The organism is Enterococcus sp. AZ128, assembly GCF_051714485.1.
Classification (GTDB): domain Bacteria; phylum Bacillota; class Bacilli; order Lactobacillales; family Enterococcaceae; genus Enterococcus_A.
Genome location: NZ_JBIORZ010000004.1, coordinates 340012 through 362910 on the forward strand (window position 1 = coordinate 340012; position 22899 = coordinate 362910).

Annotated in this window: 23 protein-coding genes; 3 read left to right on the forward strand and 20 right to left on the reverse strand. The window is 41.2% G+C overall.

The features are described from left to right. Window positions 1–137 precede the first annotated feature (137 nt). The 10 genes from IGI38_RS22875 to IGI38_RS22920 all read right to left on the reverse strand — a co-directional run bounded on the left by IGI38_RS22875 (window position 138) and on the right by IGI38_RS22920 (window position 9582). Entirely contained in the window at window positions 138–566 is a 429-nt protein-coding gene (locus tag IGI38_RS22875; protein ID WP_438734236.1) for a MarR family winged helix-turn-helix transcriptional regulator, read from the reverse strand. Between the two features lie 69 nt (window positions 567–635). Next, window positions 636–977: a hypothetical protein gene (locus IGI38_RS22880; RefSeq protein WP_438734237.1), complete on the reverse strand. Its 342-nt coding sequence runs from the start codon at window positions 975–977 to the stop codon at window positions 636–638. Window positions 978–1118: 141 nt separating this feature from the next. Further along, window positions 1119–2498: an MATE family efflux transporter gene (locus IGI38_RS22885; RefSeq protein WP_438734239.1), complete on the reverse strand. Its 1380-nt coding sequence runs from the start codon at window positions 2496–2498 to the stop codon at window positions 1119–1121. 3 nt (window positions 2499–2501) lie between these two features. Further along, window positions 2502–2936 (reverse strand): MarR family winged helix-turn-helix transcriptional regulator, encoded by a 435-nt coding sequence (locus IGI38_RS22890; RefSeq protein WP_438734240.1) that lies wholly within the window; start codon window positions 2934–2936, stop codon window positions 2502–2504. 203 nt (window positions 2937–3139) lie between these two features. Then, on the reverse strand, window positions 3140–4429 hold the full coding sequence (locus tag IGI38_RS22895) for an L-lactate MFS transporter (RefSeq protein ID WP_438734241.1): 1290 nt from the start codon (window positions 4427–4429) through the stop codon (window positions 3140–3142). Between the two features lie 309 nt (window positions 4430–4738). Then, window positions 4739–5500 (reverse strand): ABC transporter permease, encoded by a 762-nt coding sequence (locus IGI38_RS22900; protein WP_438734242.1) that lies wholly within the window; start codon window positions 5498–5500, stop codon window positions 4739–4741. Between the two features lie 21 nt (window positions 5501–5521). Then, the gene (locus IGI38_RS22905) at window positions 5522–6595 is read right to left on the reverse strand and encodes an ABC transporter substrate-binding protein (RefSeq protein ID WP_438734243.1); all 1074 of its coding nucleotides are present in this window, start codon (window positions 6593–6595) and stop codon (window positions 5522–5524) included. Between the two features lie 19 nt (window positions 6596–6614). Continuing rightward, window positions 6615–7403 carry an ABC transporter ATP-binding protein gene (locus IGI38_RS22910; RefSeq protein ID WP_438734244.1) on the reverse strand — a complete coding sequence of 263 codons (789 nt, stop codon included), beginning with the start codon at window positions 7401–7403 and terminating at the stop codon, window positions 6615–6617. 80 nt (window positions 7404–7483) lie between these two features. Beyond that, on the reverse strand, window positions 7484–8707 hold the full coding sequence (locus IGI38_RS22915) for a trans-sulfuration enzyme family protein (RefSeq protein WP_438734245.1): 1224 nt from the start codon (window positions 8705–8707) through the stop codon (window positions 7484–7486). A 443-nt stretch (window positions 8708–9150) separates the two neighbouring features. Continuing rightward, on the reverse strand, window positions 9151–9582 hold the full coding sequence (locus tag IGI38_RS22920; protein ID WP_438734246.1) for an effector binding domain-containing protein: 432 nt from the start codon (window positions 9580–9582) through the stop codon (window positions 9151–9153). 261 nt (window positions 9583–9843) lie between these two features. Between IGI38_RS22920 and IGI38_RS22925 the strand changes: the two genes are divergently transcribed. Both IGI38_RS22925 and IGI38_RS22930 read left to right on the forward strand, forming a co-directional pair. Continuing rightward, on the forward strand, window positions 9844–10296 hold the full coding sequence (locus IGI38_RS22925; RefSeq protein WP_438734247.1) for a LytTR family DNA-binding domain-containing protein: 453 nt from the start codon (window positions 9844–9846) through the stop codon (window positions 10294–10296). Next, window positions 10281–10691, forward strand: a complete 411-nt coding sequence (locus IGI38_RS22930) for a hypothetical protein (protein WP_438734248.1) — start codon at window positions 10281–10283, stop codon at window positions 10689–10691. Before IGI38_RS22925 ends, IGI38_RS22930 begins: the two co-directional genes overlap by 16 nt. Before the next feature lie 42 nt (window positions 10692–10733). Here the strand turns inward: IGI38_RS22930 and IGI38_RS22935 are convergent, their stop codons facing one another. The 10 genes from IGI38_RS22935 to IGI38_RS22980 all read right to left on the reverse strand — a co-directional run bounded on the left by IGI38_RS22935 (window position 10734) and on the right by IGI38_RS22980 (window position 22091). Further along, window positions 10734–11054 carry a DsrE/DsrF/TusD sulfur relay family protein gene (locus tag IGI38_RS22935; RefSeq protein WP_438734249.1) on the reverse strand — a complete coding sequence of 107 codons (321 nt, stop codon included), beginning with the start codon at window positions 11052–11054 and terminating at the stop codon, window positions 10734–10736. Window positions 11055–11230: 176 nt separating this feature from the next. Then, the gene (locus IGI38_RS22940; protein ID WP_438734250.1) at window positions 11231–12346 is read right to left on the reverse strand and encodes a hypothetical protein; all 1116 of its coding nucleotides are present in this window, start codon (window positions 12344–12346) and stop codon (window positions 11231–11233) included. An 18-nt stretch (window positions 12347–12364) separates the two neighbouring features. Continuing rightward, a complete protein-coding gene (locus IGI38_RS22945) occupies window positions 12365–13108 on the reverse strand; it encodes a hypothetical protein (RefSeq protein WP_438734251.1) in 744 nt (247 codons plus the stop codon). An 18-nt stretch (window positions 13109–13126) separates the two neighbouring features. Then, window positions 13127–13693 (reverse strand): signal peptidase I, encoded by a 567-nt coding sequence (gene lepB / locus IGI38_RS22950; protein ID WP_438734252.1) that lies wholly within the window; start codon window positions 13691–13693, stop codon window positions 13127–13129. Window positions 13694–13709: 16 nt separating this feature from the next. Continuing rightward, window positions 13710–15935: a glucosaminidase domain-containing protein gene (locus tag IGI38_RS22955; RefSeq protein WP_438734254.1), complete on the reverse strand. Its 2226-nt coding sequence runs from the start codon at window positions 15933–15935 to the stop codon at window positions 13710–13712. Window positions 15936–16688: 753 nt separating this feature from the next. Then, the gene (gene phnX, locus IGI38_RS22960; RefSeq protein WP_438734256.1) at window positions 16689–17510 is read right to left on the reverse strand and encodes a phosphonoacetaldehyde hydrolase; all 822 of its coding nucleotides are present in this window, start codon (window positions 17508–17510) and stop codon (window positions 16689–16691) included. Then, the gene (phnW, locus tag IGI38_RS22965; RefSeq protein ID WP_438734258.1) at window positions 17500–18594 is read right to left on the reverse strand and encodes a 2-aminoethylphosphonate--pyruvate transaminase; all 1095 of its coding nucleotides are present in this window, start codon (window positions 18592–18594) and stop codon (window positions 17500–17502) included. The genes phnX and phnW overlap by 11 nt, the downstream gene beginning before the upstream one ends. 10 nt (window positions 18595–18604) lie before the next feature. Continuing rightward, complete coding sequence (locus IGI38_RS22970) at window positions 18605–19579, reverse strand: extracellular solute-binding protein (RefSeq protein ID WP_438734260.1); 975 nt, start codon at window positions 19577–19579, stop codon at window positions 18605–18607. A gap of 77 nt (window positions 19580–19656) precedes the next feature. Next, the gene (locus IGI38_RS22975; RefSeq protein WP_438734262.1) at window positions 19657–21330 is read right to left on the reverse strand and encodes an ABC transporter permease subunit; all 1674 of its coding nucleotides are present in this window, start codon (window positions 21328–21330) and stop codon (window positions 19657–19659) included. Next, window positions 21327–22091: an ABC transporter ATP-binding protein gene (locus IGI38_RS22980; RefSeq protein ID WP_438734264.1), complete on the reverse strand. Its 765-nt coding sequence runs from the start codon at window positions 22089–22091 to the stop codon at window positions 21327–21329. Before IGI38_RS22980 ends, IGI38_RS22975 begins: the two co-directional genes overlap by 4 nt. A gap of 361 nt (window positions 22092–22452) precedes the next feature. Between IGI38_RS22980 and IGI38_RS22985 the strand changes: the two genes are divergently transcribed. Then, on the forward strand, window positions 22453–22884 hold the full coding sequence (locus tag IGI38_RS22985) for a MarR family winged helix-turn-helix transcriptional regulator (protein WP_438734265.1): 432 nt from the start codon (window positions 22453–22455) through the stop codon (window positions 22882–22884). Window positions 22885–22899: the final 15 nt, after the last annotated feature.

Here is a 22899-nt window from a genome sequence, read left to right on the forward strand (position 1 = left end):
GCATCGTCTATCCATTTTTTAAATAGCCGATACATGTGATTGATGTTTTATTTATCCTGACAAAAGCAGCTCTGAAGCTTTTATATTAGCATGCTAACCATCAGTCTAAATAGAAATCTGATCGTTAGACAATCAGATTATAGTTGGATATTTTGTTTGAACTTTTTCATCGTGGCGAAAAATTGTGTTAATTCTTCCTCAGAAATCCCTTGTTTCAAAACTTTTTCAACATTATCAATTTGTTTTTCGACTTCGATCGTTGTCTGAATTGCTTTTTCGGTCACGATCAATTGTTTCAGCCGTTTGTCCTTTTGAGACGGAGCAGTCGTTAAAAAACCGTTTTTGATCATGCGATCAACTAGCTTGCTGGCGGTCGGTTTCCGAATCGACAATCGCTCTTCCAAATCCTTTTGGTAAATTTCTTTGTCACGATTATGGACCAAAAAACCTAAAGCAAATCCTTGCGGCCCTCTAATATGCCCATCATTACTTGCCTTTTCAATCTGTCTAGCAATCATTAGTGATAATTCTCTGACCTCAAACCCAATTGTTTCCGGCTCCTTCATAACACTCGCTCCTCGATTAGTTAACATGCTAACTATTTTAATCGTATTTATTTCTTTTGTCAACCTTCATTATTTAGTCTGACGTTTTTTTAAGTATAGCGTAACCCCATCGCTGATAAGACAGCACAGAAAACAGGCACTTGTTGCAACAAACACTTTATTATTAACCGAGAGCGAACCAAAGTTAAACAGTAGATATAAGAGGATCGATAAGACAACGAACACTACGCCAAACAAGCGATTCGAAAACTGCCAGATTCGTTTGCCATAGCATAAAAACGCAATACCTCGATACCCAAGTCCGCCAGTATAGGGCTGCAAACTAATTACCAGAGTGATTACTCCTAATGCACCAAATAAGAAGGGAACTGTATCTACATGAGCTTTCTCGATGAGATTCACAACAAACATTTTCAATCCTCCATTTTTGACCTGCAAGCCTTTTCCAAATTATAATTGCTTCTTCTCACAAAAGACAGTTTATTTAAAATTAATCAAGCGTGTTCTCGAAACAAAAAAGCGTACCGCAGCAAACGGTACACTCTAGTTTATTTATTCTGTTTCGTAATTCAACCCTTCCAGCTCTGATTCTTCCTTGATCAGCCGTTTAATACCAATCACATAAAAGACACCGGTCAAAATGGCCGCACCAGCATCAGCAAAAGGTGCTGCATGGAGCAGACCATCCATGCCCCACGTTTTGGAAAACACTAACAAAGCTGGAATCAATAAAATGATTTGACGAGTCAAGGTTAAAAAGATCGCTGAACGCGTTCGTCCAGTTGCCTGGAAAAAATTCGAAGCAACAATTTGAAACCCAATCAACGGCAAACACATAAACCATGCCTGCAAAGCCTTCGTTGCAAAAGACAATAATTCAGGCTCATTGTTAAACAGCCGCACCAATTGTTCCGGCATAATTCTGGTAGCCAACCAGCCAATCAATACGATCAATGTTGCGATCGAGATCGCGTATTTTTGTGTTTCTCTTACTCGATTGAATTTTTTTGCGCCAAAGTTGAAGCTGACGATTGGCTGAGCCCCCTGAACAAGTCCAGTGATCGGCATCAGCAAAATCGTTTGAATACTATTGACGATCCCCATACCAGAAACAGCAATATCACCGCCATAGCTTAAAAGGGTCATATTCAATACGACGTTCAACAGGCTATTTCCTAATTGCAGCAGAAAGTTTGGCAGACCCAATGCCGTTATTCTAGCTGCTATGTGAAGCTTGATCGGCATGTTTTTCAATTGAATAGTGTGATGGCTGCGTTTACTTAAAAAGTAAAATAAAATCCACACCATGGAGATGAATTGAGAAAGAATCGTCGCTAGAGCAGCACCGGCCATCCCCATATCAAACACATAGATAAAGACGGGATCAAGAATGATATTAACACCGGCTCCCATAAACATGGTGATCATCGCCAATTTCGGCTGTCCGTCTGCACGCAGAAAATTGTTCAATCCAATACTGACGATTTGAAAAACCGCGCCTGAGAAGATGATGCGCATATAGCTCATCGCAAATGGCAATACTCTCGCACTAGCTCCAAAAACCGACAATACTGGAGACAAAAACAAATGGCCCAAAATCATAAATAAGGCCCCGCTGATGATCAGTAAGGAAAAAGCATTCCCCAATGCAAGCTCGGCTTCCTCTGTTTTTCCTTGCCCTAACCTCATGGAAAAAAGAGTGGCGCCGCCTACACCAAACAAAATACCGATCGATAATAAAATGATCATGATCGGAAAACCGATCGTGATCCCGGCTAGTCCATCTGCTCCTAACCCTGGAGCATGACCGATGTAAATTCGATCCACCACATTATATAACGCATTTACTACCATCCCAATGATTGCCGGAATTGAGAATTGCCACAATAATTTTGAAATTTTTTCAGTCCCTAACGGATTTGCTGCTTCCATTTTTTAGCCTCCCTTTAAATCATGCTGCTCAGTTTTTTCAACCATTTCTTCCAACAACTCAAAAAGCAATTCCTGCTTTGCCTCATCCATCCCGTCCAACATGATTTGATTCCAGCCATCGAACTTTTCGATCATTGCTTCCCGCATGTCCAACCCTTTTTGTGTCAAAGAAATCTTGTTGCAGCGTTTGTCTTTCTCGTCTTTTTCCTTCGTTACCAGCCCTTTTTCCAATAAGGTTTGAACCGTTCGTGTCGTCAAAGCCTTGTCTACTTGAAGATACGCACTAATTTCCTCTTGCGGTACCGCATTATGCCGATACAAATACATTAAGATCGGTTGTTCAGCACTTGTGATGTTCAACGGCTTCATTGCCGCGTTTAAATAAATTTGATTTTTTCGATATAAAATCGAAATCAACCGTCCGACACTTCGTTTCATGATTTCCTCCTATAAACATTCTTTTTTTCCACTGCGAAAAGTGGAACGAAGATCCTAGTCCACAAACAAAATAGTTGACTACTCAACTAAATTACCAAATATTAGTTGAGTAGTCAACCATTATTCAGATACGTCCTGTTCCTTTCATACGACAAAAAGAAGCGATTGAAATCAACGGACTTCAATCGCTTTAAATTTATTATTTAGGCACGTTTTGTGCTATCGCAGTTTGATCCTGCCGGTGTCTCACTATCGGTTGATTTCTTTGCCAAGCCTTTGATTGACGCACGAATGATCATCGAAGCCGTAAAACCAACTAACGCTAATACAGCGAAGATTCGTAAAACATTCGTATACGCATGGAATATTTCAGTGATCTTTCCTAAGAAGATCGGACCAAACATTCCAGCCGCTGCCCAAGCAGTTAAGATATATCCATGGATCGCACCGACTTCTTTCGAGCCGAAGACGTCCCCGATATACGCTGGTACAATCGAAAATCCTGCGCCGTAGCAAGTCATCAATAGACAGATCAATGCCGCAAACATCAGCGGTGAACTCACAACTGATAAACTTAATAAAACGACAATATCGATAATAAACAGAATCGTAAAGACATTTTTTCGACCCAAGACATCTGAAATCAGCGCCCAGACCAAACGACCTAAGCCGTTGAAGACACCCATCACGCCGACCATCGTAGCAGCCATCCCAGCAGACATGCCGGTAATTTCTTGAGCCATCGGTGAAGCTTCCGAAACAAGCGAGATTCCGCAAGTAATATTTAGAAACAGCATAAACCATAATAACCAAAATGTTTTGGTTTTGATTGCTTGGTTAGCGGTCAATTGAACGCCGCGATATTGTACTTTCACTTCTTCTGTTGGACTCGGGGCTTCAAAGCCTGCCGGTGTCCAGTCAACTGGCGGTTTTTCCAAATAGCGCGAAGCTGTGAACATCACTAAGAAATAAGCAACCCCTAAAATATAGAAGGTTTGAGAAACGCCGACACGCACCATCAATTGCTGGGCGATCGGACCGGTGATCATGGATGCAAATCCAAAGCCCATGATGGCAAGTCCAGTAGCCAATCCTTTTCTATCTGGGAACCAGCGAATCATTGTTGACACTGGTGTCACATACCCAGCTCCCAAACCGATCCCGCCGATAATTCCGTAAGTCAGATACAACATTGGCAGCGATTGACTAGAAATAGCAAAACCAGTCGAAATGATTCCTAATCCGAATAAAATCGACGCGACTGTTCCCGTTTTCTTCGGGCCAAATTTTTCTACAAATTTCCCCATAAACGCCGCTGATGTTCCTAAACAGAAAATTGCTAAACTAAATGCAAAAGAGATCGACGATTTATCCCAACCGGTCAACTCTTCGATTGGTTCCTTAAATACGCTCCATGCGTATGCTGAACCGATAGACAGATGAATCGCTACTCCGGATAAGGCGATCAGCCATCTATTTTTTTCCCTGCGCATCTTTTTTCCTCCTGATTTCCATGCATTTGTGTGATTGAGTGCGATAAAAAAGAGATAACGACCGTTATCTTTTTTTATTTAAAAAAATATTTTTTTTAGACACCCAATAATCACGAGTATACGCTCTCATTTAATTAAATTCAACAAAAATTTTAATTTAATCCGATTATATTTTTTAGTATTAAAAAAAAGAATTTCGCAAGGATATTTATGGGATAATGTCTTATTTTTTAGCTAAATAAACTAGAAAAAAATTGGCGGGAGATCTTAACACCCCCGCCAACTTTTCGAAATTTCACTGCTTATAGATCAATCAATCGTCCATTTCAGCAGCCTGTTTTTAATTTTCTCAAACAGCTGCATCACCAACACGAGTACTAACACCATGAAGATGAAGCCGCCCCACATATTTTTGTAGATCCCGAGGCTGGAGTAACGCTTAACATAAAAGCCCAAACCATACGTTGCACCATACATTTCTGCATAGACCAGCATTACAAAGGAACTGCGCAACGAATTAACAAAGCCTGACAGGATCGACGGACTGGCTGCCGGTAAAATCACCTTAAAAAATTTCCTCGCACCTCGTAATTCCAATGTCGCCGCATTATCCAAATAGCGTTTATCAATCGTTTGAATCCCGGTAATCGTCGCGAAAAGCGTCGCCCAGACGGTTCCATAAACGATCAAAATCACCGATGCCCACCAAAAATCAGGTGCCAGCAAAACAACAAAGGGGGAGAGTAAAATCGACGGGACACAACTAAAGGCATAGATAATCGGATGCAGGATCTCCCGCAATCGGGTATTCATCCCGACCAGTACACCTAATCCTAAAGCGATCACCAAGGTTACCGCGATCGAAGGAATTAACAGCTTCAATGAATAAAACAAATTGAGCACCGCATAATCACGATCCTTAACAAAGGCAGCCCAGATGTCCTCAACCGGTGGAAACATCAACGCGTTGAACATTTTATTGTCAGAAATGTACTTATATAAAAAGACAAAACCAACGCAAATCAGAAAAGTGATCCAGTATTTTTTGATGAATGTACGTATTTTTCTCATCTGAAATTATCCTTTAAACGGCTATAAGTTGTTTTCTTCATAGAACTTAACCGCATTTTTGTAGAACTCTGGATCTTCATCACTGTATTTTTCCACGGCATTATCTAATGCTTCCTTATATAGATCTGAATAGATGCGGTCTTCAAGCTTCACATTCTTATCCTCTTGATCGATACCGCCAACTGCCTTCATGTACTTATAATTATCCATCACAGTATTTTTAACAGTGTCTGGATTGATTCGATAATGCTCATTCAGCATGTATGCTTCCACGTACTCTTTATCCGTTCCCAATTGTTCCGCCATCAACCCAACACATTTTTCACGATTTGCTTCAAAGTAAGCCTGCGCACGGATCAACGCTTCGTTTAATAATTTAACCGTTTCAGGATTGTCCTTCACCCAAGAATCTCGCGCAACCATCCGGCAGCAAGAATAATTTGGTGTGATGTCGCTGCAATAGTCAACGATCTTGATGCCTTTGGTATTTTCAACTTGGTACATCTTCCCTGTCCCGATCACGGCATAATCAAGCTCACCTTTTTGAATCGCAGTGATTTCATCATCGTCACTGATATCGACAAATTCGATTTCCTTTTCTAAGTCATGTCCTTGTTCATATAATTCATGCAATGTGGCATACCGAGAGATCGTATCGCCATATTTGCTGCCAAGCAAAGATTCAGGCCCCTTCCATTCAGTATCATCCGCCACAATGATCGGCATCGAACCCGTCAACATGAAGCCGCCAATGATCGCCATGTCATCGCCTGCCGCGATCATTTGAACAGGTGTCCACGTTCCGGAGTTAGAAGCGATATCTACTTGCCCAGTCGTAACTGCCTCTAACTGCCCTTCATCCAAAGGAACCTCATCAATCGTCAACCCCACTTCTTTGAAATAGCCTTGGTCTTTGGCAATACTCACCAAGACATTTCCACTGTTTCCTTGTGCCCAAGTAATCTTTTTCGATTCATCCTTTGCGGCTTCCTTCTTAGAATCAGCTGAATCACTTTTCGCTGAGTTTCCGCCGCAAGCGCCCAAACCTAACACCAGTGCAGATAATGCCAACAAAGCAATCACTCTTTTTTTCATAATTCTCCTCCTAATGTCCTTATTCAATATGTTTTTCAACATCACGATTGATGTTTTTAATCAATGTGTTGCGCAATTTTAAAACTTCCAAATTTTCAAACTGGGTATCCCGAGTCGCTCGTTTTTCTTCTGGGATTCGACATTCGTAAATGATATTGCTGGGCGATTGGCCCAAAACGACGATTCGATTCGCTAAAAGGAGTGCCTCATCCACATCATGAGTCACAAAAAAAACAGTTTTTCTCGTCTCTTCCTTTGACCACAAATCAAGAATCAAATCCTGCAAACGTGCTCTAGTCACTGCGTCAAGAGCACCAAAGGGTTCGTCCATCAATAAAATCGGTGAATCAACACTCAATGAACGCGCGATCGCGCAACGCTGCTTCATCCCGCCCGAAAGTTCTTTCGGCAATTTTTTATAGACTGATGGTGCCAAACCGACCTTTTCAAACATATCTAAAATGATCAACTTCAATTCTTTTTTATCTTTTTGCGGATATTTTTGCTTTAATGCCAGCAGGACATTCTCACCTGCACTCATCCAAGGAAACAAACCATAGTCTTGAAAAACCACGCCTCGTTCCAAACTCGCACCTTTGATCGGTGCAGAGTCAATGGTCAGAGTTCCCGAAGTCGGCATCTCTAATCCTGCTAATAACCTTAAAAAGGTACTCTTGCCACAACCCGATTGCCCTAATAAACAAACGAACTCGCCTGATTGAATCTCCAAATTGATGTCTTTCAAAATCAATCGATCCGGTGCTTCTTTATAAGCAAACGATACGTCGGCAACTCTTATCTGTTCCATGCGTCTCCTTTCTCAGGTAAAGGATCTTTTTTACCCGTTTCCCTCTCACCTATGGCAAACGGCTGTCTTCTCCAAAACAACTATGATTTTAGGATGGTAAAAGCCTGTTCGAAATCAGCAATGATATCTTCCTTATTCTCTAGGCCGCAAGACAAACGAATCAAATTATCTTTGATTCCCGCCGCCTCCCGGTCTTCTTTTGGCATATTGCCGTGAGTCATACTGGCTGGATGCTGCACCAAGGTTTCTGGATCGCCAAGACTGACCGCGATCGAAGCCACTTTTAATTGATTCACAACCTTTTTACAAGCGGTAAAACTATCCATACCGTTGATACCTTCCTTCAATTCAAACGCCATAATTCCGCTAAATTGTTGGTTCATCTGTGCCTTAGCCAGTTCATACTGAGGATGACTTTCTAATCCAGGAAAATAAACTTTTTCGACAAAAGGCATCTTTTCAAGATATTCAGCGACTGCCAAGCCATTTTCACAGTGACGGGCCATCCGCAATTCCAAGGTCTGCAAACCACGTAGAACCAAAAATGAGTTGAATGGACTCGGTGTAGAGCCGCATAGTTTCGTTGCTGCATCTTTACGAATCGGTGTGATATCCTCTTCTTTTCCAATTACAAAACCGGAAATCACATCTCCGTGTCCATTAATATATTTTGTTCCGCTATGGACTACGATATCAGCCCCCAACTGCAACGGATATTGGATCGGCGGCGGCGCAAATGTATTATCGACCACAACCCTGATATCACGCTGATGCGCCAAAGCAGTTATCGCTGCAATATCCGTTAACTCCAAGGTTGGATTTGTAGGTGTTTCAAAGTAAATCATTTTAGTATTCTCTTGGATCGCCGCCTCCACCGCAGCGAGATCACTCGTATTCAAAAAAGTAGTCGTCACACCAAACTTCGCTAATGTATTCTTCAATACGAGTGATGTACAGCCGTAGATACATTCGCCGCTGATAACATGGTCGCCCGCTTGCAACAAGCCGACAAAAACAGATCCGATCGCTCCCATACCAGAAGACGTCGCAATACAAGCTTCGCCGCCTTCTAAAGCCGCCAGCTTATTTTCTAAAGCTGCGGTCGTCGGATTTCCACCGCGAGAATAAGCATATCCTGGTATTTCCCCGTCAAAAATTTGTGTCCCCTTCTCAACGGAATCAAAACAAAATGTCGATGTTTGATAAATCGGTGTTGCTAATGCACCATACACGGGATCCGGTTCTTGCCCGGCATGAATCGCCAAAGTTCCAAATCCAACTTGCTCCAAATCAATCTTACTCATTTTCATCCTCCAACTTGTTTTCAAATTTCATAGCTCTCTTGGATTCATTCGATTAGAATGCTTATTAATACAAACGTTATTAAACAAACCGCACTTTTTTGTGCACGACAAAAAGAGGCATACCATTTCGTATGTCTACTCATTTTTCAATCGCAAATAAACCCACTAATTATCGAAAAAAATGAGGTGAGAAGGTCTGTTTATTCTGTTAGCTTTCCTAGAAACTCTAAGATTTAGCGATCCTCACGCTCAGTAACGCTGCATAAACACATTCTCACCTCCTCATTCATTCCAACTAAGTGAATTCCCTCACTAGTATACCTTTTAATGATAGCGTTTACTATATCGTCAATCAATATTGCTTGTTTTATTTTTTCTGACAAAAAAAGCTGCTAAATTATCCAAGCTTAGCAGCCTCTTCCTTCAAATGAATCCCTTATTCTCTATTCTGCCTTTTTCTTAACTGGCACATAAAATGACAGTTTCCCAACATCCCCGTATTCTTCTAAATTAAAATTACCCGCAATTTGATAGTGTTCATCTTGCATCAATTCACCATAACTTTGACCGATCAATTGATCTAGTTCAGTTTGATCCATATAGCTTAATTCAAAACATGCGTAAATTCCTGCCGGCAATTCGAACTCTGATGGACGCGTCTCTGCGGTATCAGTGTTTCCAATCAAGTAACATTGGTCGCCAGCGATCACTGCATTCACCGCCAACAGATTTCCCTCGACCTTTGAAGCATACTCTTCTTTAGCCCGCATCTTTTGTTTGCTCATCTCCGCCAAACTATCTGCCGAATTTACAGGCTGCAATGTCGTAATCCAGCCATGAACAGTCATCGCCGCTCTCTCAACTAGCTTCAGCATGTCTAGCTCCCTTCTTTCTTTTAATCTTTATCTATCGTTAAACGTTCTTTAACAAGAAAAATTTGGGATTCACTTACTACATGCTAAATATATGCCCATCAATTGCCCGATGCAATAAAAACGCTTACCCCTTAGCTTTGTTGATTACGATTGGTTTAGAAGAGAATTTTGCAACAAAAGCATCTTTTCCTGCAACAAACGAAAAAAAGATTCTTTCTGTTGCGGATACTTGTTATGCTTAAGTCACAAAGGAGGAAACAAATGAACATTAACTTTACCTGGGTGAAAGAAAAAGCATTAAATGAAATAGATATTTTCGCGAATCCTGAGAATGAAACAAAGCTGCTGCACCTTCAAAAAAATTTGAATCAAGAACAAGAAATTTTAGCGGTCGATCCAAAAAACAATCGCTCCATCAAATTGCCGCTAAATCAAATCGAATTTTTCGAAACAATGGGCCATTTAGTCAAAGTGAATTTATTGAACCAGCAAACATATATTTTACAAAAACGACTCAAAGAACTGATTAATCTAGAAAATGAAAATTTTTACCGAATCAATAACTCGCAAGTCTTAAATCTAAACATTGTCGACTCTTTCCAATTAGGAGAACACGCTCGTTTAGAAGTTCACACCAAAACAAAAGCTGCTTATGTTGTCAGCCGCCATTATGCCAAAAATATTAAGGAGAGACTCTCATGTTCAAACAATTAAAAAATAATTTTTTTCAAGCTGCTTTCGGATCACTGATTTGGATCACATTCCTGTGCTCGATAACTGATTTCTTTTCACGAGTTCCATTTAGTTACATTTGGCATCTGATCGGTATCGGTGTCTTGATGGGATTGGTTTTTGGCGTAATCTATCCTTATTTGTGGAATCACTCTACCCTGAAAGCTTCTACTAACATTATTATCTGCACACTAGTGAATACGCTATGTGGTTACGCAGGGATTTATCTTTATTCAACTCAGATGTTTGCGCTTATTCGCCCATTTGCTATTGGCGTATTGGTGTTGACCTTGATACTGCACATCATCGCCTTTTATTTCTATTCCAAATATGATAATAAAAAAATGGCTGCAAGTTTAAATCAATTGAATCGTTAAAAAAAACCTGACTTGATCGCCAAGTCAGGTTTTTTTACCTTTTTAGAACGTTACGATTTTATCTGCCCATTCCACCATTTCGACGCAATCAAACATCGTAGAGATTGGACAGGAAGTCTGATCTTCTAGCTGTCTCGATTTCAAACAAGTTCCGCAGGCCAATAATTCTCCGCCTTGTTCTTCCAGCTTTTTCATTTCAGTCGGTACATCGTACTGCTTGTCATCGATGCTTTCAACTTCTACGGCTTCCCCCATCAAGAAAAATTTGACTTCGTGTTCCTTTTTTAATGCCGCTACGCCAAAACGAAAAGCATTCCATGCCTTTTCAGGTTCTTTTGTTTCCAAGATAATCGCTAGTTTCATCTCATCCGCTCCTCTATTACGAAATTTGTACCAAGGATATTTTTTATCCCAATCACATAAAGTATAGCGTTTTCAAATGATAAAAACAAACTGCTTGCCAATTGATTCTGTCACTACGTTTGACTCTAAAAAAAGGTACCAGCATATGTATACTGATACCTTGATCAAAACAACTATTAGTCTTCAGAATTGATGACATTTTCCTGCATTTTTCCTTGCGCAAGGATATCTACTCGGGTTTGCATCTCTTCATATAATGACAAGACGGATTGACGAGACTCGATCACTTCATCCGAAATTTCTTTCGCTTGTTCGTTGATCAGCGCCAATTCTCTCTTCGCTTCTTCAATGATTCGGTGTGCGTCCATCTTAGATTTTTCTACCATGCGGTTGGCCTGTTTCCGCGCAGAGATCAAGACTTCTCCAATCTCTTGCTGGGTAGATGTCACTTCTAGTTTCAACTGTTCGTTTTCTGCTCTAAGTGTCGCAACCTTTTCTCGTAATTCAGCGGTTTCTTTTGCTTGAACTTCTTTCGCCGCCTGTTCTTCGATCATTCGATCCATCGCTTGATCTTTCTCAACGATCACTTTGTCTAGTTGAGAATATTGTTCATCCTTGTCATTGATCTCCACGATCAGCTCGTTGATCTGCCCTTCTAATTGATGGATCTTTTCAAGACGTTGGATTTCTTCATCCTTTTGTTGAGCAACCAACGCTTGATGTTCCGCATGAATTTCTTCCAACTCTTGTTCTACTGTCGCTAAGTGCGTCACTGAATCCTTCAGCTTCTCGTTTTCTTTCTGAACTTGTTCCAATTGCTGCTTCAAGTTATCCAGCTCTTGTGTTTCTTTTAGCCGTTGAACCTCTTGCCTTGCCCGTTGAACCTCAGCTTCCAAATCTTGGATCTGACGACGATTTTGAGCTTTTTCCTCGCCCATTCGTAAAACAGATTGGCGATAGTTTTCGTTTTCTTTGGTCAATTGTTGGGTTTGAGCCGACATTTCCTTCTTATATTTCTGCAAAATCTGTTCTTTTTCAAAAATCAGTCGTTTTAATTCTTTGATTTCTTCTGCTTGTTTTTCTGGCGACTCTATAACTGTGTTGTCAGAAACCATTTTTAGCGCTGGAGCAGGTTTTTGCTGCGCCTGTGTTGGCGCCGGAGCTGGAGTTGTTGGCTGTTTTGGTGCTGATACCTGTGCTTCATTTTCCACTTTCTCTTCTGGAACGGAATTGATCTCATCGATAATGTTCTTATTGAAAAACCATCCGCTCTTCTTTTGTTGTGCTACCATTGTTTTCCCTTCTTTCCATTAGTCTTCTTCTTGAATCATTACAAATTTATCTTCTCCATTCTCACGAGAGAAAGTACAACTATACTCTTGTTTCTGCTGCTCTCCATCCCTTACGTTCAGCTGGAAGGTAATCTGTGTCAGGTTGGCTACCCCCTCGGCTTCCTCCGCAAAGGTTTTGATATTATCCTTAATCTGTTGGCGATTGTCGTCGCTAGTCAAATCTCCTGCTAAAGCAATATTCAACGTTTGCGTCGGTATATCTAAAACGATCAGTGTCGTCGGCAAACCAAAGTAAGGGCTGAGTTTGTTGGAAAGATCACTCTCCATCGCATATTGCTTTTCTCGACTGTCGTCGGAGAACAATTCATCCCACGCATAATCCTGCAAGCCGATCCCTTCCTTTGGATACTCTTTGACCGGCAGCTTATTGACTAGTTTCTTCTGTTCCTTTTTCATCACTTGGACATCATCTCTCAGCGTATTGTTCTGCTCATTGACTGCATATAGCTGATCTTGTACCTGAAATAGGCTGTATGTGGTCAACAGCAATCCTATTGCTAAACAAAAACTGATGAATAGCAGTGCCGATGTATGCTTCGCTTGTTGAATTTGCTTAACATAATCCAACTTTCGCTGAAAAGTAGCCGATGCGTCTCTTGGCGGCTTGATCAGTTGCAATCGAACATTGATAACCATCCGATATAACCACACTAGGAGCACTACAATAATGAGCCCTACGCAAATCCAGTTAATGATTATCACCTGTTTTCCCCTTTTCTTTTAGTTTCCCATTTTAGCGAGATGGATCGCTGGAAAACGAAATTGGACAGACCCTTCGATTGACTCCCGATGAACAAAACCAAACGTTCGGCTGTCTTTAGAAACTTCTACATGATCACCGATCACAAAATAGACATCTTCTGGAATTTTGTTTAATGTTTGAAATTCATCTGCCACAGTCGGTGATAGATGAAATGTATTCGTTGTCTCAAAATCACCCTGTTCCCCAATATTCAAAACCATTCGATCATTTCGGACAAACATACTGTCCCCCGGCAACCCGATCACACGTTTGACAAACATCCCCTCTTCCTTATCAACTGAGAAAGCAATAATATCGTAGCGCTGAATTTGAACCTTTTTTTTCACTAAAACCTGATCCCTTTCAGTCAGAGCAGGAACCATCGAAGTACCAGAAATCGTATGAACGCTGTAGTGCTTTTGTAGCTGGCCTCTCAGAACAAATAACATCGTTACAGATAGAATGATGAGAAGTACAACGGTTAATAGTAAAGTCCTCCTGTCATTCGGCGGATCCTCTGTGTGTACGTGTCGCTTATTTGCCATGAGTGATGGCACCCCTTTATTTTGCTTTAATGTAAGTAACTAGATCAGATTTTGCTAAGTTCGCATCAATAACTCGATAAGAAATCACCGTACCTCCGTACACGTTTCCTTCTGAAATCAAAATTCCCTCTGGCCGAACCACTTCGACAAAGGCCACATGACCGTAGCGCGGATCTGAGCCCGCTGTGCCTGGCGTAAAGGAGATCAACCAGCCGACTTTCGGTTCACGACTGACTTCGTACCCCAGCGCTTTACCTTTTGTGCCCCATTCACCGCCGTTGCCCATAAAGTCATCGACGCTCTTTCCTAGTTGTTTCACGCGATTAAAGGCGTACCAAGTACATTGTCCGACTGGATACGAACCTGAAGTATTGTAGTTGACCCCGTTGTAATCCGGGTAGCGCATCATAGAACGATATTCTTCTGGAATCTCATCTTTGACTTTAATGAAGACACCCGACGACTGATCGACCTTTACACGATCGTATTGTGTCAAGTTATAGACAGCAATGATTGAGTTCAGCTTTTTATCATAAGAAGTATCTGTCGCATAAGTTCCTGTCAAAGCATGAGTCGACCGCAAGTAATTCTTCGCGGTAGAACGCCAAGTTTTCTGATAATAGCTGTCATTGCCGGATATCCCGCCACGTAATAATTGAACATAGTCCCCCAATGAAGCGGTATAATTCGGATACTTGCGAAAAGCGGAATTAATGGAATAAAGCTCGCCATTGCCTCGATCTTCTTGAGTCGCCATCGAAACGGCTTGTCCTGGATACGTTCCTTTCACTCCGAAAAGATTATAGTTTGGCGGCAATGATAAGCTGCTGCTGCCAGAACCACTTTCTAATAATGCTTGAGCGATCATCACAGAGGCAAAGACATCGTATTCTTGACCCAGCTTGCGTGCGTCTTCTGCAATCGTCGAAATAAACTTCTTCGACGATTCATTCTCAGTAAAATTGATTGAAGCAGGGTATTCTTTCAGGATCGTTTCGCCGTATTCCGTCAATGTAACATTTGGCAAGGCCTGAACCAGCAGCTCTTCATCGATATCCAGCGGTTGAAGAACGACCTGTCGTTGTTTTTCTTTTTCATCTGACTCTTCGGTATTTTCTTCCGTGTTATTCGTGTCAGACTCTGTATCCTCAGCGGTCTCAGCAGCTGTTGCTTCCTCGGAAGCTTCTGCTTCTACATCTTCAACCGTTAAGTAATAGTCTTTTCCGATGTAAACACCTATCACTTCAAGCTGATCCTTTTTCTTTTGATAGAGTAAACTGCCGACACTGATTTCTTCTGTTTGTTTTTCAGGAGTTCCAGTGATTTCGATCGCGAAAAGATCGCTATAGAGTTTGGCTGCCAATTGTTCTACATCGAACTCCCGCTCCTGTTCGATACCTAGTTTCTTGATTCCATCATAAATCAATGCGGCATGGGCTTTATTTTCAAAACTAGAAAGCAGCGGCAACTCGTAGCCTTTCAAATCTGATTGAGCAACTTCCGCTGTCTTTAAATCACTCGGCAACTGTAAAGTACTCGTAGCTGAGAAAGCGTCCGGTGTCTCTTGAATGACTGACGTGCTGGTTTGAACAGCAGGTTCGCTTGGTGCTGCCGGTGTTGGTGTATTGGGTACTGGATTTTGAATCGATCCTGGCGGTGTACTCGGCTGCGTCGGCTCTTGACTGGCAGACGACACTGTTGACGAACTAGTCGTTGTCGTTCCGGTTGATCCACCAGTACTTGAACTAGTCGTACTGCCTGTGGTTGATGTACTGCTAGAAGTCGAAGTTCCGCTTGTAGAAGTACTAGAGCTGGTCGTGCTGGAGGTTTGACTCGTGGAAGTCCCGCTAGTCGAGCTTTCACTTGATGTTCCTCCGCTAGTTGAACTTTCACTGGTCGTGCTTTCACTTTCTGACGGTTCAACTGTACTGGTTTCTGTCGCTGGTTCCGAGGCAGGCTCGGCTTGCGGCGTACTCTCTTCGGGCGCTTGCTCTGCCGGTGCTTCCGTCGCAGCAGATTCTGCTGGTACCGCCTGTTCTGGTGTCGGTACAGGCTCCGCTGGTGCTGGTGCAACAGATTCTGGAACTGTCGGCTCTACAACTGTAGAACTTTCTGGAACTGTCGTTTCCACGACAGCAGATTCTTGCAGCAAATTATCTGCTTTTAGTGCTCCGCTGCGCAGACTGGCAACTCCCCAACAAAATACGACTACCCCGCAAATTGCCATAACAATCTTTTTCATGAACTCTTCCCCTTCTTTCTATCCTGATTCAAATTACGTATTTTAATGAAAATACTAGGGGCAACCAATGATTTGAAAAAAAATCAAGGATGCTGAAAACAATCCGCATCCTTGATTCAATCTTCGATAATGATGCATCCATCCTTAAACTTTCCAATGAATACTGATCATTCCTCCGCCGCTCATCGCTAAGACTTTAATTAGCATCTGATAAGTCACAATATTTCACTGATTCGCGGCATTTTGGCTTCTCCTGATAAGGAGAGACGCTAATCAACATGATTCACTGGCTGAGTACCCATCAACCTTCAGCATGCTGTCAGTAATAAAATTACAATGACCGGATTTATTATGTATTTTTTTGTTTTTTTATGGACGTTTATGATAGCCGATCGTCCGCTATAAAAATTCTCTAATTTATACCCTTTTAACGACATCATAAAACCTATAAAACACCTTCATTGCACAGATCATTGGTTACACATATTATTCTACCCGCATTATTGAAGAAAGTCTCAGCCATTTTTAAAATATAAAATTTAATTTTTGGATAAAAATAAGATTGCACGGCATTTGTATCCGCTACCAAGTTTGTAATAGCTTAATACTAGGTGAAATTATCAAGTGTAAAAATGGCAATTGAACAAAAATTCTTTTTTTTGTTTTTTTATTCAGTTTTTGAATTATTCAATCGGTCGTTATATTCCACTTAAAAAACAAATAAACATCGACTATAAAAGTCGATGTTTATCATTAAATACTCTTGGCTCCCGGCTTATTTCGACTAAGCTTTTGAAGCGTTGAATGCTCCTGTAAGATCTCGGCTAGTTCTAATAAATTCTTCACACACAGATCTGCTCCATGCTGGTAAAAATGTTCAGCCGTTTGTTGATTTAAACGGTCCATTTCTTCCTTCGAAAGATTCTTGTATTCTCCTAAAGACAAGCCCATCTCTGAACTACCTTCAGTAATAGCGATACTCAAGACACCCGCGTTTTTGCCCTCTTGGATATCCGAGACCGTATCTCCAACTTTAATCACTTCGTCCATCGAATGATTTTGAAAATAGCGCATATTTTCAAAAATCATATAGGGATATGGACGACCTAAAGAATCCACATCATCCGGTGTAACAACGTAATCTGGATGATACCCTTCTGCTTTAGCTGTTTTAAAAACAACCTTCATCATGTCATTGGTATAACCGGTAGTTGAACCGATATTATAGCCTAGTTGCTTGATTTTTTTCACCGCTTGTTTGGTCTCTGGCTTGAGGCGGCTATTTTCTGTAAGATCCGCAAACAAATACTTCTCAAAATCGTGATAAATGGTCCGAACATCCGCTTCATCAGATGGTTTTCCATAAAGCTCAAACCATTGCTTTTTAACGTTATCAAGCGACAGCAGCTGCTTGATATGATCTATTTTAAGCATCCCCATCGGTTTTCGAATTTCTTCATACGTGAGTTCGATATCTCTATTTTCAAAAGCTTTTTTAAATGCCTCGACTGGAGCCATACAGCCGAAATCAACGGTCGTTCCCGCCCAGTCTAAAATGATTGTATTAACTGACATAGGCCACCTCCGTATAATTTTCAATAACTTGTACTAAGCGATCGATATCTTCTGGATAGATATCACCGATATTCCCAATTCGAAAACAATCGACTGTACTAATTTTTCCCGGATAGATCACAAAACCATTTTGCTTTAAATGGTGATAAAAGTTATCGAAATTAAACGCTCCCTGTTTTGGATAAAGGAAGGAAGTGATAAATGGTCCTTGATGCTGCTTGATAAATGGTCGATAGCCTAGTTCCTCCATCTTCTGCCGCAGCAACCGGTTATTAGTCAAATACCGCATGTAGCGCTGATAAATTCCTCCTTCAAGCTCTAACTCCTTCAAAGCTTGGTGAAAAGCCAGAACTGTATGGGTCGGTGAAGTAAAGCGCCACTTCCCATCTTTTTCCATCGTTTCATACTGATCATACAGATCCAATGAAACGGTTCGAGCAAATGCTTGCCGCTTTTCCAGCTGATCTCGCTTTGCCAGAGTAAATGAGAAGCCGGGAACACCTTGAATACATTTATTCGAGCTTGAAATCAAGAAATCAATCGACAAAGCAGAAACATCAATCGGAATCCCGCCGAAACTAGACATCGCATCGACAATGAACAGCAGTCCATTATCTTTGGCGAGTTTTGCTATCTCATCCAGTTCATTTAAGATACCGGAAGTTGTTTCGCTGTGAACCATTGCAATCGCCGTAATAGTCGGATCACTTCCGAGGATCTCCATAATGTCTGCTGCCTGCGGAATCTCATCCTCAGCAACTTCATAGACTGTATATGTCAGATTGTAACGTTCACTCATACTAACAATTCGACGGCCATATGCGCCATTCGCACAAATTAATACATGATCCTCCGGCCCGATCATCGAACTCAAGACAGACTCCACACCGAATGATCCGCTGCCTTGCATCAAAATCGTCGTATAATTCGTTTCAGATACTCCCGCTAAGGACAATAACTTTTGGCGAATTTCTTGAGTGATTGTTTTATACTCTTGATCCCAAGTACAATGATCAACCATCATTGCTTGTTTAACTGACTTTGTTGTCGTCAGGGGGCCCGGTGTTAATAATTTATATTCCATACTGCACTCCTTAATCAACCAGTTTTTGATGTTTCTCTAATAGCTCCGCTGTTAATTCATCTGGAAACACTTTTTGATCCTTCGCTACATGCGCGGAATCTGCTGTTTCCCCTTCATATAAGGTACTTGGATAGATCTTCAATAAATCTTTACGACCTTTTTCTAAAATCAGATTCAGCATTTTTTCCGCTTCTGAATTGGTATTTTCACCTTTATCAATCACTGCTAAAGATTCTGTCAACGCATAGGTGCCTTCTGAGGGTTCGACGAAATCGATCGGCAATCCGTCCTGTTTATCTTTGACTGCCTGATGTCGCAAACCAAACCCCAACGCAACTTCTCCTAAACGAACCTTTTTCAATGGTCCTGAACCAGAACTTTCTAAATGATCACCAGCATTTTTGTAGATCCCCTGCAAAATCGTTTTTGCTTCATCCTGTCCATAGTTATCGACTAGCGCTTGGAATAACAGCCACGCTGTCGAAGATTGTTTGATATCGGAAATCGACAACGCATCCTTATATTTCGGATCTGCCAAATCTTTTAGACTTGTCGGAACTGGCAGCTTCATTTCCTTCATCACATCGGTATTATAGAAAATCGTTCCTTCTTGGACCGTAAAAGGTGCCGTGTAGTCGGGAATCTTCGTCAAAGAATCTACAGACAGATCCAGCTTTTTAAACATCTTTTCTTTTTTCTGCGCACTATTTAAATAGAAGGTGCTCATTGTGACTAAATCAGCTTCAATGTCTTTTCCTTCCGCCAAAAGCTTACCGCCTAACTCAGACGTTCCAAAGGATTGCAGTGTATATTTCCCCTTATAACCATTTTTATCCAAAACATTCTTAATCACTTCCACCGGTTCTTCATCGGCATTGGTATAAATCGTAACTTTCTCATCGGCCGCGTTGCTTTTGCTGCAGCCCCCTAATAATAGAAGGAAAAGCAGACTTCCCAGTAAAGTGGTTAGTTTCTTTTTGTTCATTGATCATTCTCCTTTTTTGTATTAATGTGGTCATTTTTTTGAAAAAATGACTTCGCTTCTCAAGCCGTATCATTCCTCTATGCTTTCTTTCTATGAATAGTGGTTACTTTCGCACTCAGCTTCTTCTCTTCTTTTTTAGCTGGAAAAAGTGGAACGGGCATTCTTTTAATAAGTTGTGTAAGTCCCTTCATGACCAGATTGATCACTAATAGAAATAACGAAAGCATGAAGATATCATTAAATCGACCAAAATGCTGCAATTCCTTCAGCTTGGCGGTAATTACCATCGTATTTGCACTAGTCAAGAAGATTACAGCACTGATCGTAACCATCGAATTGAAAAAGTAATAAGAAAATATATCCACGATCGTTACTCTCGAATTAGGGATCAAAATACGCCAAACTGTTTTCAGCCAGCTGTCCCCCATCAGTTTGGCTGTATTTTCCCAATTCAAATTCATTTTCTGCAGCGCTTCTTTAGCCATTTGATATGGGGTCGAGAAATAATGAACGATCGTAACGATCACTAAAATCAGTAAAATATTATGCAACTGGCTACCACTAAATAGTAAAAGATACGCGACCCCCAAAACCATTCCCGGGATCGAATTTGTGATCGTCGCGATACTGTCGATGACTTGATTGAGCTTATGCACCTTGCGCTCTCTAGAAGTCAAAATTGCTGCTAAGTAAGCAATAACCGTCCCGAATCCAGCTGTCAATAACGCCATCAACAAGGAGTTTTTCAACGTTAGAATCAAGCTGTCATCTTGGATGAAACGGGCAAAATTATTGAACGTTGGGGTCAGCTCATAAGGCCAGTTGGTCACCATTGGAATAATGATCAAGACGGCAAATACCCCTAGAATAAAGAGGGATAGGCTGATAAATAGCAAACGAAAGCACCAATCTCTCACCGCGTTTTTTTTGATCACCGCCTGCCGCGGCCGCTCATAACGGACCACTTTCTTTTGCAGATGATTTAAGACTAAGATACTGATGATCGACGGCAGGAGCATCGTCAACGCCACTAAGGACCCGAACTGAAAATTCGGAATTGTCCCCATAAAGCCTTCATATAGCAAAGTAGTGATAAAGGGCGTTTGTCCGCCCACCGCACTAGGAATTCCGAAATCAGTGAAGGACATGAAGAAGCCTTGAAGAAAAGCGACTGCCAAAACCCGCGTCAATGGATTCAAGATCGTTTTATAGAGGGAGCGATACCAGCTATCTCCCATCAAACGAGAAACAATGAATAATTGCGTATCCAAGTATTTCATTGAGTTATTAATCAAAATAAAAATCGGAGGCAGCGTATAAATAATAAATCCCAGCAAAATACCGATGGAACCATAGATGTGGAACAGTTCCTGTTGAAAAACCTTGCTCCACAAGCCTTGCTTGCCAAAGGCATAAATTAGGACAAACCCATACGTAATCGTTGGCAGCAGCATCGGAAAATGCAAAATGCTCTCATTCACCTTCAAAAATCGTCGGTTGATTCGCGTAAAGTTGTTTCCATAGGCCAAGAAAAAACCTAGAATTGTCGAACAGCTCGTTGCTGCCAGCGAATATTTCAGACTATTGCCAAACGAAATGCGCCAGTTTTGATTGAAGATGTGCAGACTCCCGCCATCCGTTTGTGAAAATGCCGTGAGGATAATCTGGACGATCGGATAAGCCAAAAATAAAAAGAAAAAGGCCAATACTATCCAGCTGATCATTTTTTTCAGTGAAAATTCGACTCTCATGATGCCGCTCTTTTCATTGATTGTTGGAAAATTTGTTGGATGTTCTGTTGCTTGATCGCTAATTGATTAACGATAAACTCCTCAACGAAATGGCACGAAGCTTGACTCATGATCTCAATCGGCGAACTGCATTGCGCGATTTTCCCTTCATCTAAAACGACGATTTTATCAGACATCGTCAACGCTTCCTCCGGATCATGAGTAACGATCACGATGGTCAAATGAAGTTTACGAGCTATTTCTTGGATTTTTTCCTTGATCGATTCTTTGATTACACCATCCAAAGCACTTAGCGGTTCGTCTAATAAAAGCAGCTGCGGTTTCATTACCAAGGTCCGACCAAGTGCGACCCGCTGTTTTTGCCCGCCAGATAATTGATGGATTGGTTTGTCCAAATGTTTCTCTAAATTCAATAATTGGATCAGTTCGTCCACCTCTGCTTTGGTCGAACATTCTTTTTTATTGCGCAGTCCATACGTCAGGTTTTGGTAGGCAGTTAAATTGGGAAATAGCGCATAATCTTGAAAAACAATATTGAATGGCCGCTCCTCCATCAAGGTATGTGTGATGTTCCTTCCATCAAAGTGGATTTCACCGCCGCTAGGTTCCTCCAACCCCAAAATCAAATTTAGCAGCGTCGTTTTGCCAGAGCCGGACTGTCCAAGTATAGAAACGATCTCACCAGATTCAATCTCCAAATTGATGTTTTCTAGTACTGTCGTCTCCTGAAATTTTTTCGTGATATTTTCAAGTTTTAACACAAGCATCTCTCCTTTTCGTAATAAGGACCAAATTTTCAAACTAACGGGCATCTTCGAATCAAACTGCTTCCAGCTTAAATAAGAATTAAACGAATAGTTGACACCCTTTGATAAAAAGTATACCGATGCTGTGTAAAGACCGCGTCAAGTTCATGCAAAGATAAAATAAAGATTGTTATGCTTGTGTAAAGAATGTTAATTTTTGCACATGAGGAACAATAAAAAAAACGTCCCAGCACCGTATAACCTTCTCATTAAAAATGATTCGCTCAAAAACGTTGCGTCCGCAACATTTTTCTTTTATACTGTTATATGCTTGTTTAATCAAGAATTAAGTCGACCCGCTAGGAGGAAAAATCAGATGGATTCTTTAGTTAAGATGGTCAATCGCATCGCACGGCTGTCCGCTTTATATCGTGAAAAGGAATTTAAGAAATTAGGTTTAGGGGAAATGCACCACGCTTATATCCTAGGTGTCTGTGCCGATCCGGGGATCTCGCAAGAAGAATTGGCCTGCAGGATCTTCATTAATAAAAGCAATGTCGCTCGTCAATTAGCTCAACTGGAGCAAAAGGGCTTCATCATTCGCCAAAGCGATCAACAGGACGCACGGCGTTTGCGAATTTTCCCAACGGACAAATCACTAGCGATAGAGACAGAAATTCGTTCAATATTAGCCGCGTGGAACCAAACATTGCTAGCAGAGATCCCAATTGATCAGCAAGATGCCCTGCTGTCTGGATTACAAACGATCATGGAAAAAGCAGAAACAGAAATGTGCGGAAAAAAATAAATTTCTAAAACTATT

What these genes read in the sequence shown, in the direction of transcription:
- IGI38_RS22930 (WP_438734248.1), top strand. Translation starts at nt 10,281, where the DNA reads ATGTTCAAACAATTAAAAAATAATTTTTTTCAAGCTGCTTTCGGATCA.
- IGI38_RS22905 (WP_438734243.1), bottom strand. Translation starts at nt 6,595, where the DNA reads ATGAAAAAAAGAGTGATTGCTTTGTTGGCATTATCTGCACTGGTGTTA.
- IGI38_RS22895 (WP_438734241.1), bottom strand. Translation starts at nt 4,429, where the DNA reads ATGCGCAGGGAAAAAAATAGATGGCTGATCGCCTTATCCGGAGTAGCG.
- IGI38_RS22890 (WP_438734240.1), bottom strand. Translation starts at nt 2,936, where the DNA reads ATGAAACGAAGTGTCGGACGGTTGATTTCGATTTTATATCGAAAAAAT.
- IGI38_RS22970 (WP_438734260.1), bottom strand. Translation starts at nt 19,579, where the DNA reads ATGAACAAAAAGAAACTAACCACTTTACTGGGAAGTCTGCTTTTCCTT.
- phnW (WP_438734258.1), bottom strand. Translation starts at nt 18,594, where the DNA reads ATGGAATATAAATTATTAACACCGGGCCCCCTGACGACAACAAAGTCA.
- lepB (WP_438734252.1), bottom strand. Translation starts at nt 13,693, where the DNA reads ATGGCAAATAAGCGACACGTACACACAGAGGATCCGCCGAATGACAGG.
- IGI38_RS22915 (WP_438734245.1), bottom strand. Translation starts at nt 8,707, where the DNA reads ATGAGTAAGATTGATTTGGAGCAAGTTGGATTTGGAACTTTGGCGATT.
- IGI38_RS22975 (WP_438734262.1), bottom strand. Translation starts at nt 21,330, where the DNA reads ATGAGAGTCGAATTTTCACTGAAAAAAATGATCAGCTGGATAGTATTG.
- IGI38_RS22955 (WP_438734254.1), bottom strand. Translation starts at nt 15,935, where the DNA reads ATGAAAAAGATTGTTATGGCAATTTGCGGGGTAGTCGTATTTTGTTGG.
- IGI38_RS22875 (WP_438734236.1), bottom strand. Translation starts at nt 566, where the DNA reads ATGAAGGAGCCGGAAACAATTGGGTTTGAGGTCAGAGAATTATCACTA.
- IGI38_RS22935 (WP_438734249.1), bottom strand. Translation starts at nt 11,054, where the DNA reads ATGAAACTAGCGATTATCTTGGAAACAAAAGAACCTGAAAAGGCATGG.
- IGI38_RS22880 (WP_438734237.1), bottom strand. Translation starts at nt 977, where the DNA reads ATGTTTGTTGTGAATCTCATCGAGAAAGCTCATGTAGATACAGTTCCC.
- IGI38_RS22925 (WP_438734247.1), top strand. Translation starts at nt 9,844, where the DNA reads ATGAACATTAACTTTACCTGGGTGAAAGAAAAAGCATTAAATGAAATA.
- IGI38_RS22885 (WP_438734239.1), bottom strand. Translation starts at nt 2,498, where the DNA reads ATGGAAGCAGCAAATCCGTTAGGGACTGAAAAAATTTCAAAATTATTG.
- phnX (WP_438734256.1), bottom strand. Translation starts at nt 17,510, where the DNA reads ATGTCAGTTAATACAATCATTTTAGACTGGGCGGGAACGACCGTTGAT.
- IGI38_RS22900 (WP_438734242.1), bottom strand. Translation starts at nt 5,500, where the DNA reads ATGAGAAAAATACGTACATTCATCAAAAAATACTGGATCACTTTTCTG.
- IGI38_RS22910 (WP_438734244.1), bottom strand. Translation starts at nt 7,403, where the DNA reads ATGGAACAGATAAGAGTTGCCGACGTATCGTTTGCTTATAAAGAAGCA.
- IGI38_RS22940 (WP_438734250.1), bottom strand. Translation starts at nt 12,346, where the DNA reads ATGGTAGCACAACAAAAGAAGAGCGGATGGTTTTTCAATAAGAACATT.
- IGI38_RS22920 (WP_438734246.1), bottom strand. Translation starts at nt 9,582, where the DNA reads ATGCTGAAGCTAGTTGAGAGAGCGGCGATGACTGTTCATGGCTGGATT.
- IGI38_RS22985 (WP_438734265.1), top strand. Translation starts at nt 22,453, where the DNA reads ATGGATTCTTTAGTTAAGATGGTCAATCGCATCGCACGGCTGTCCGCT.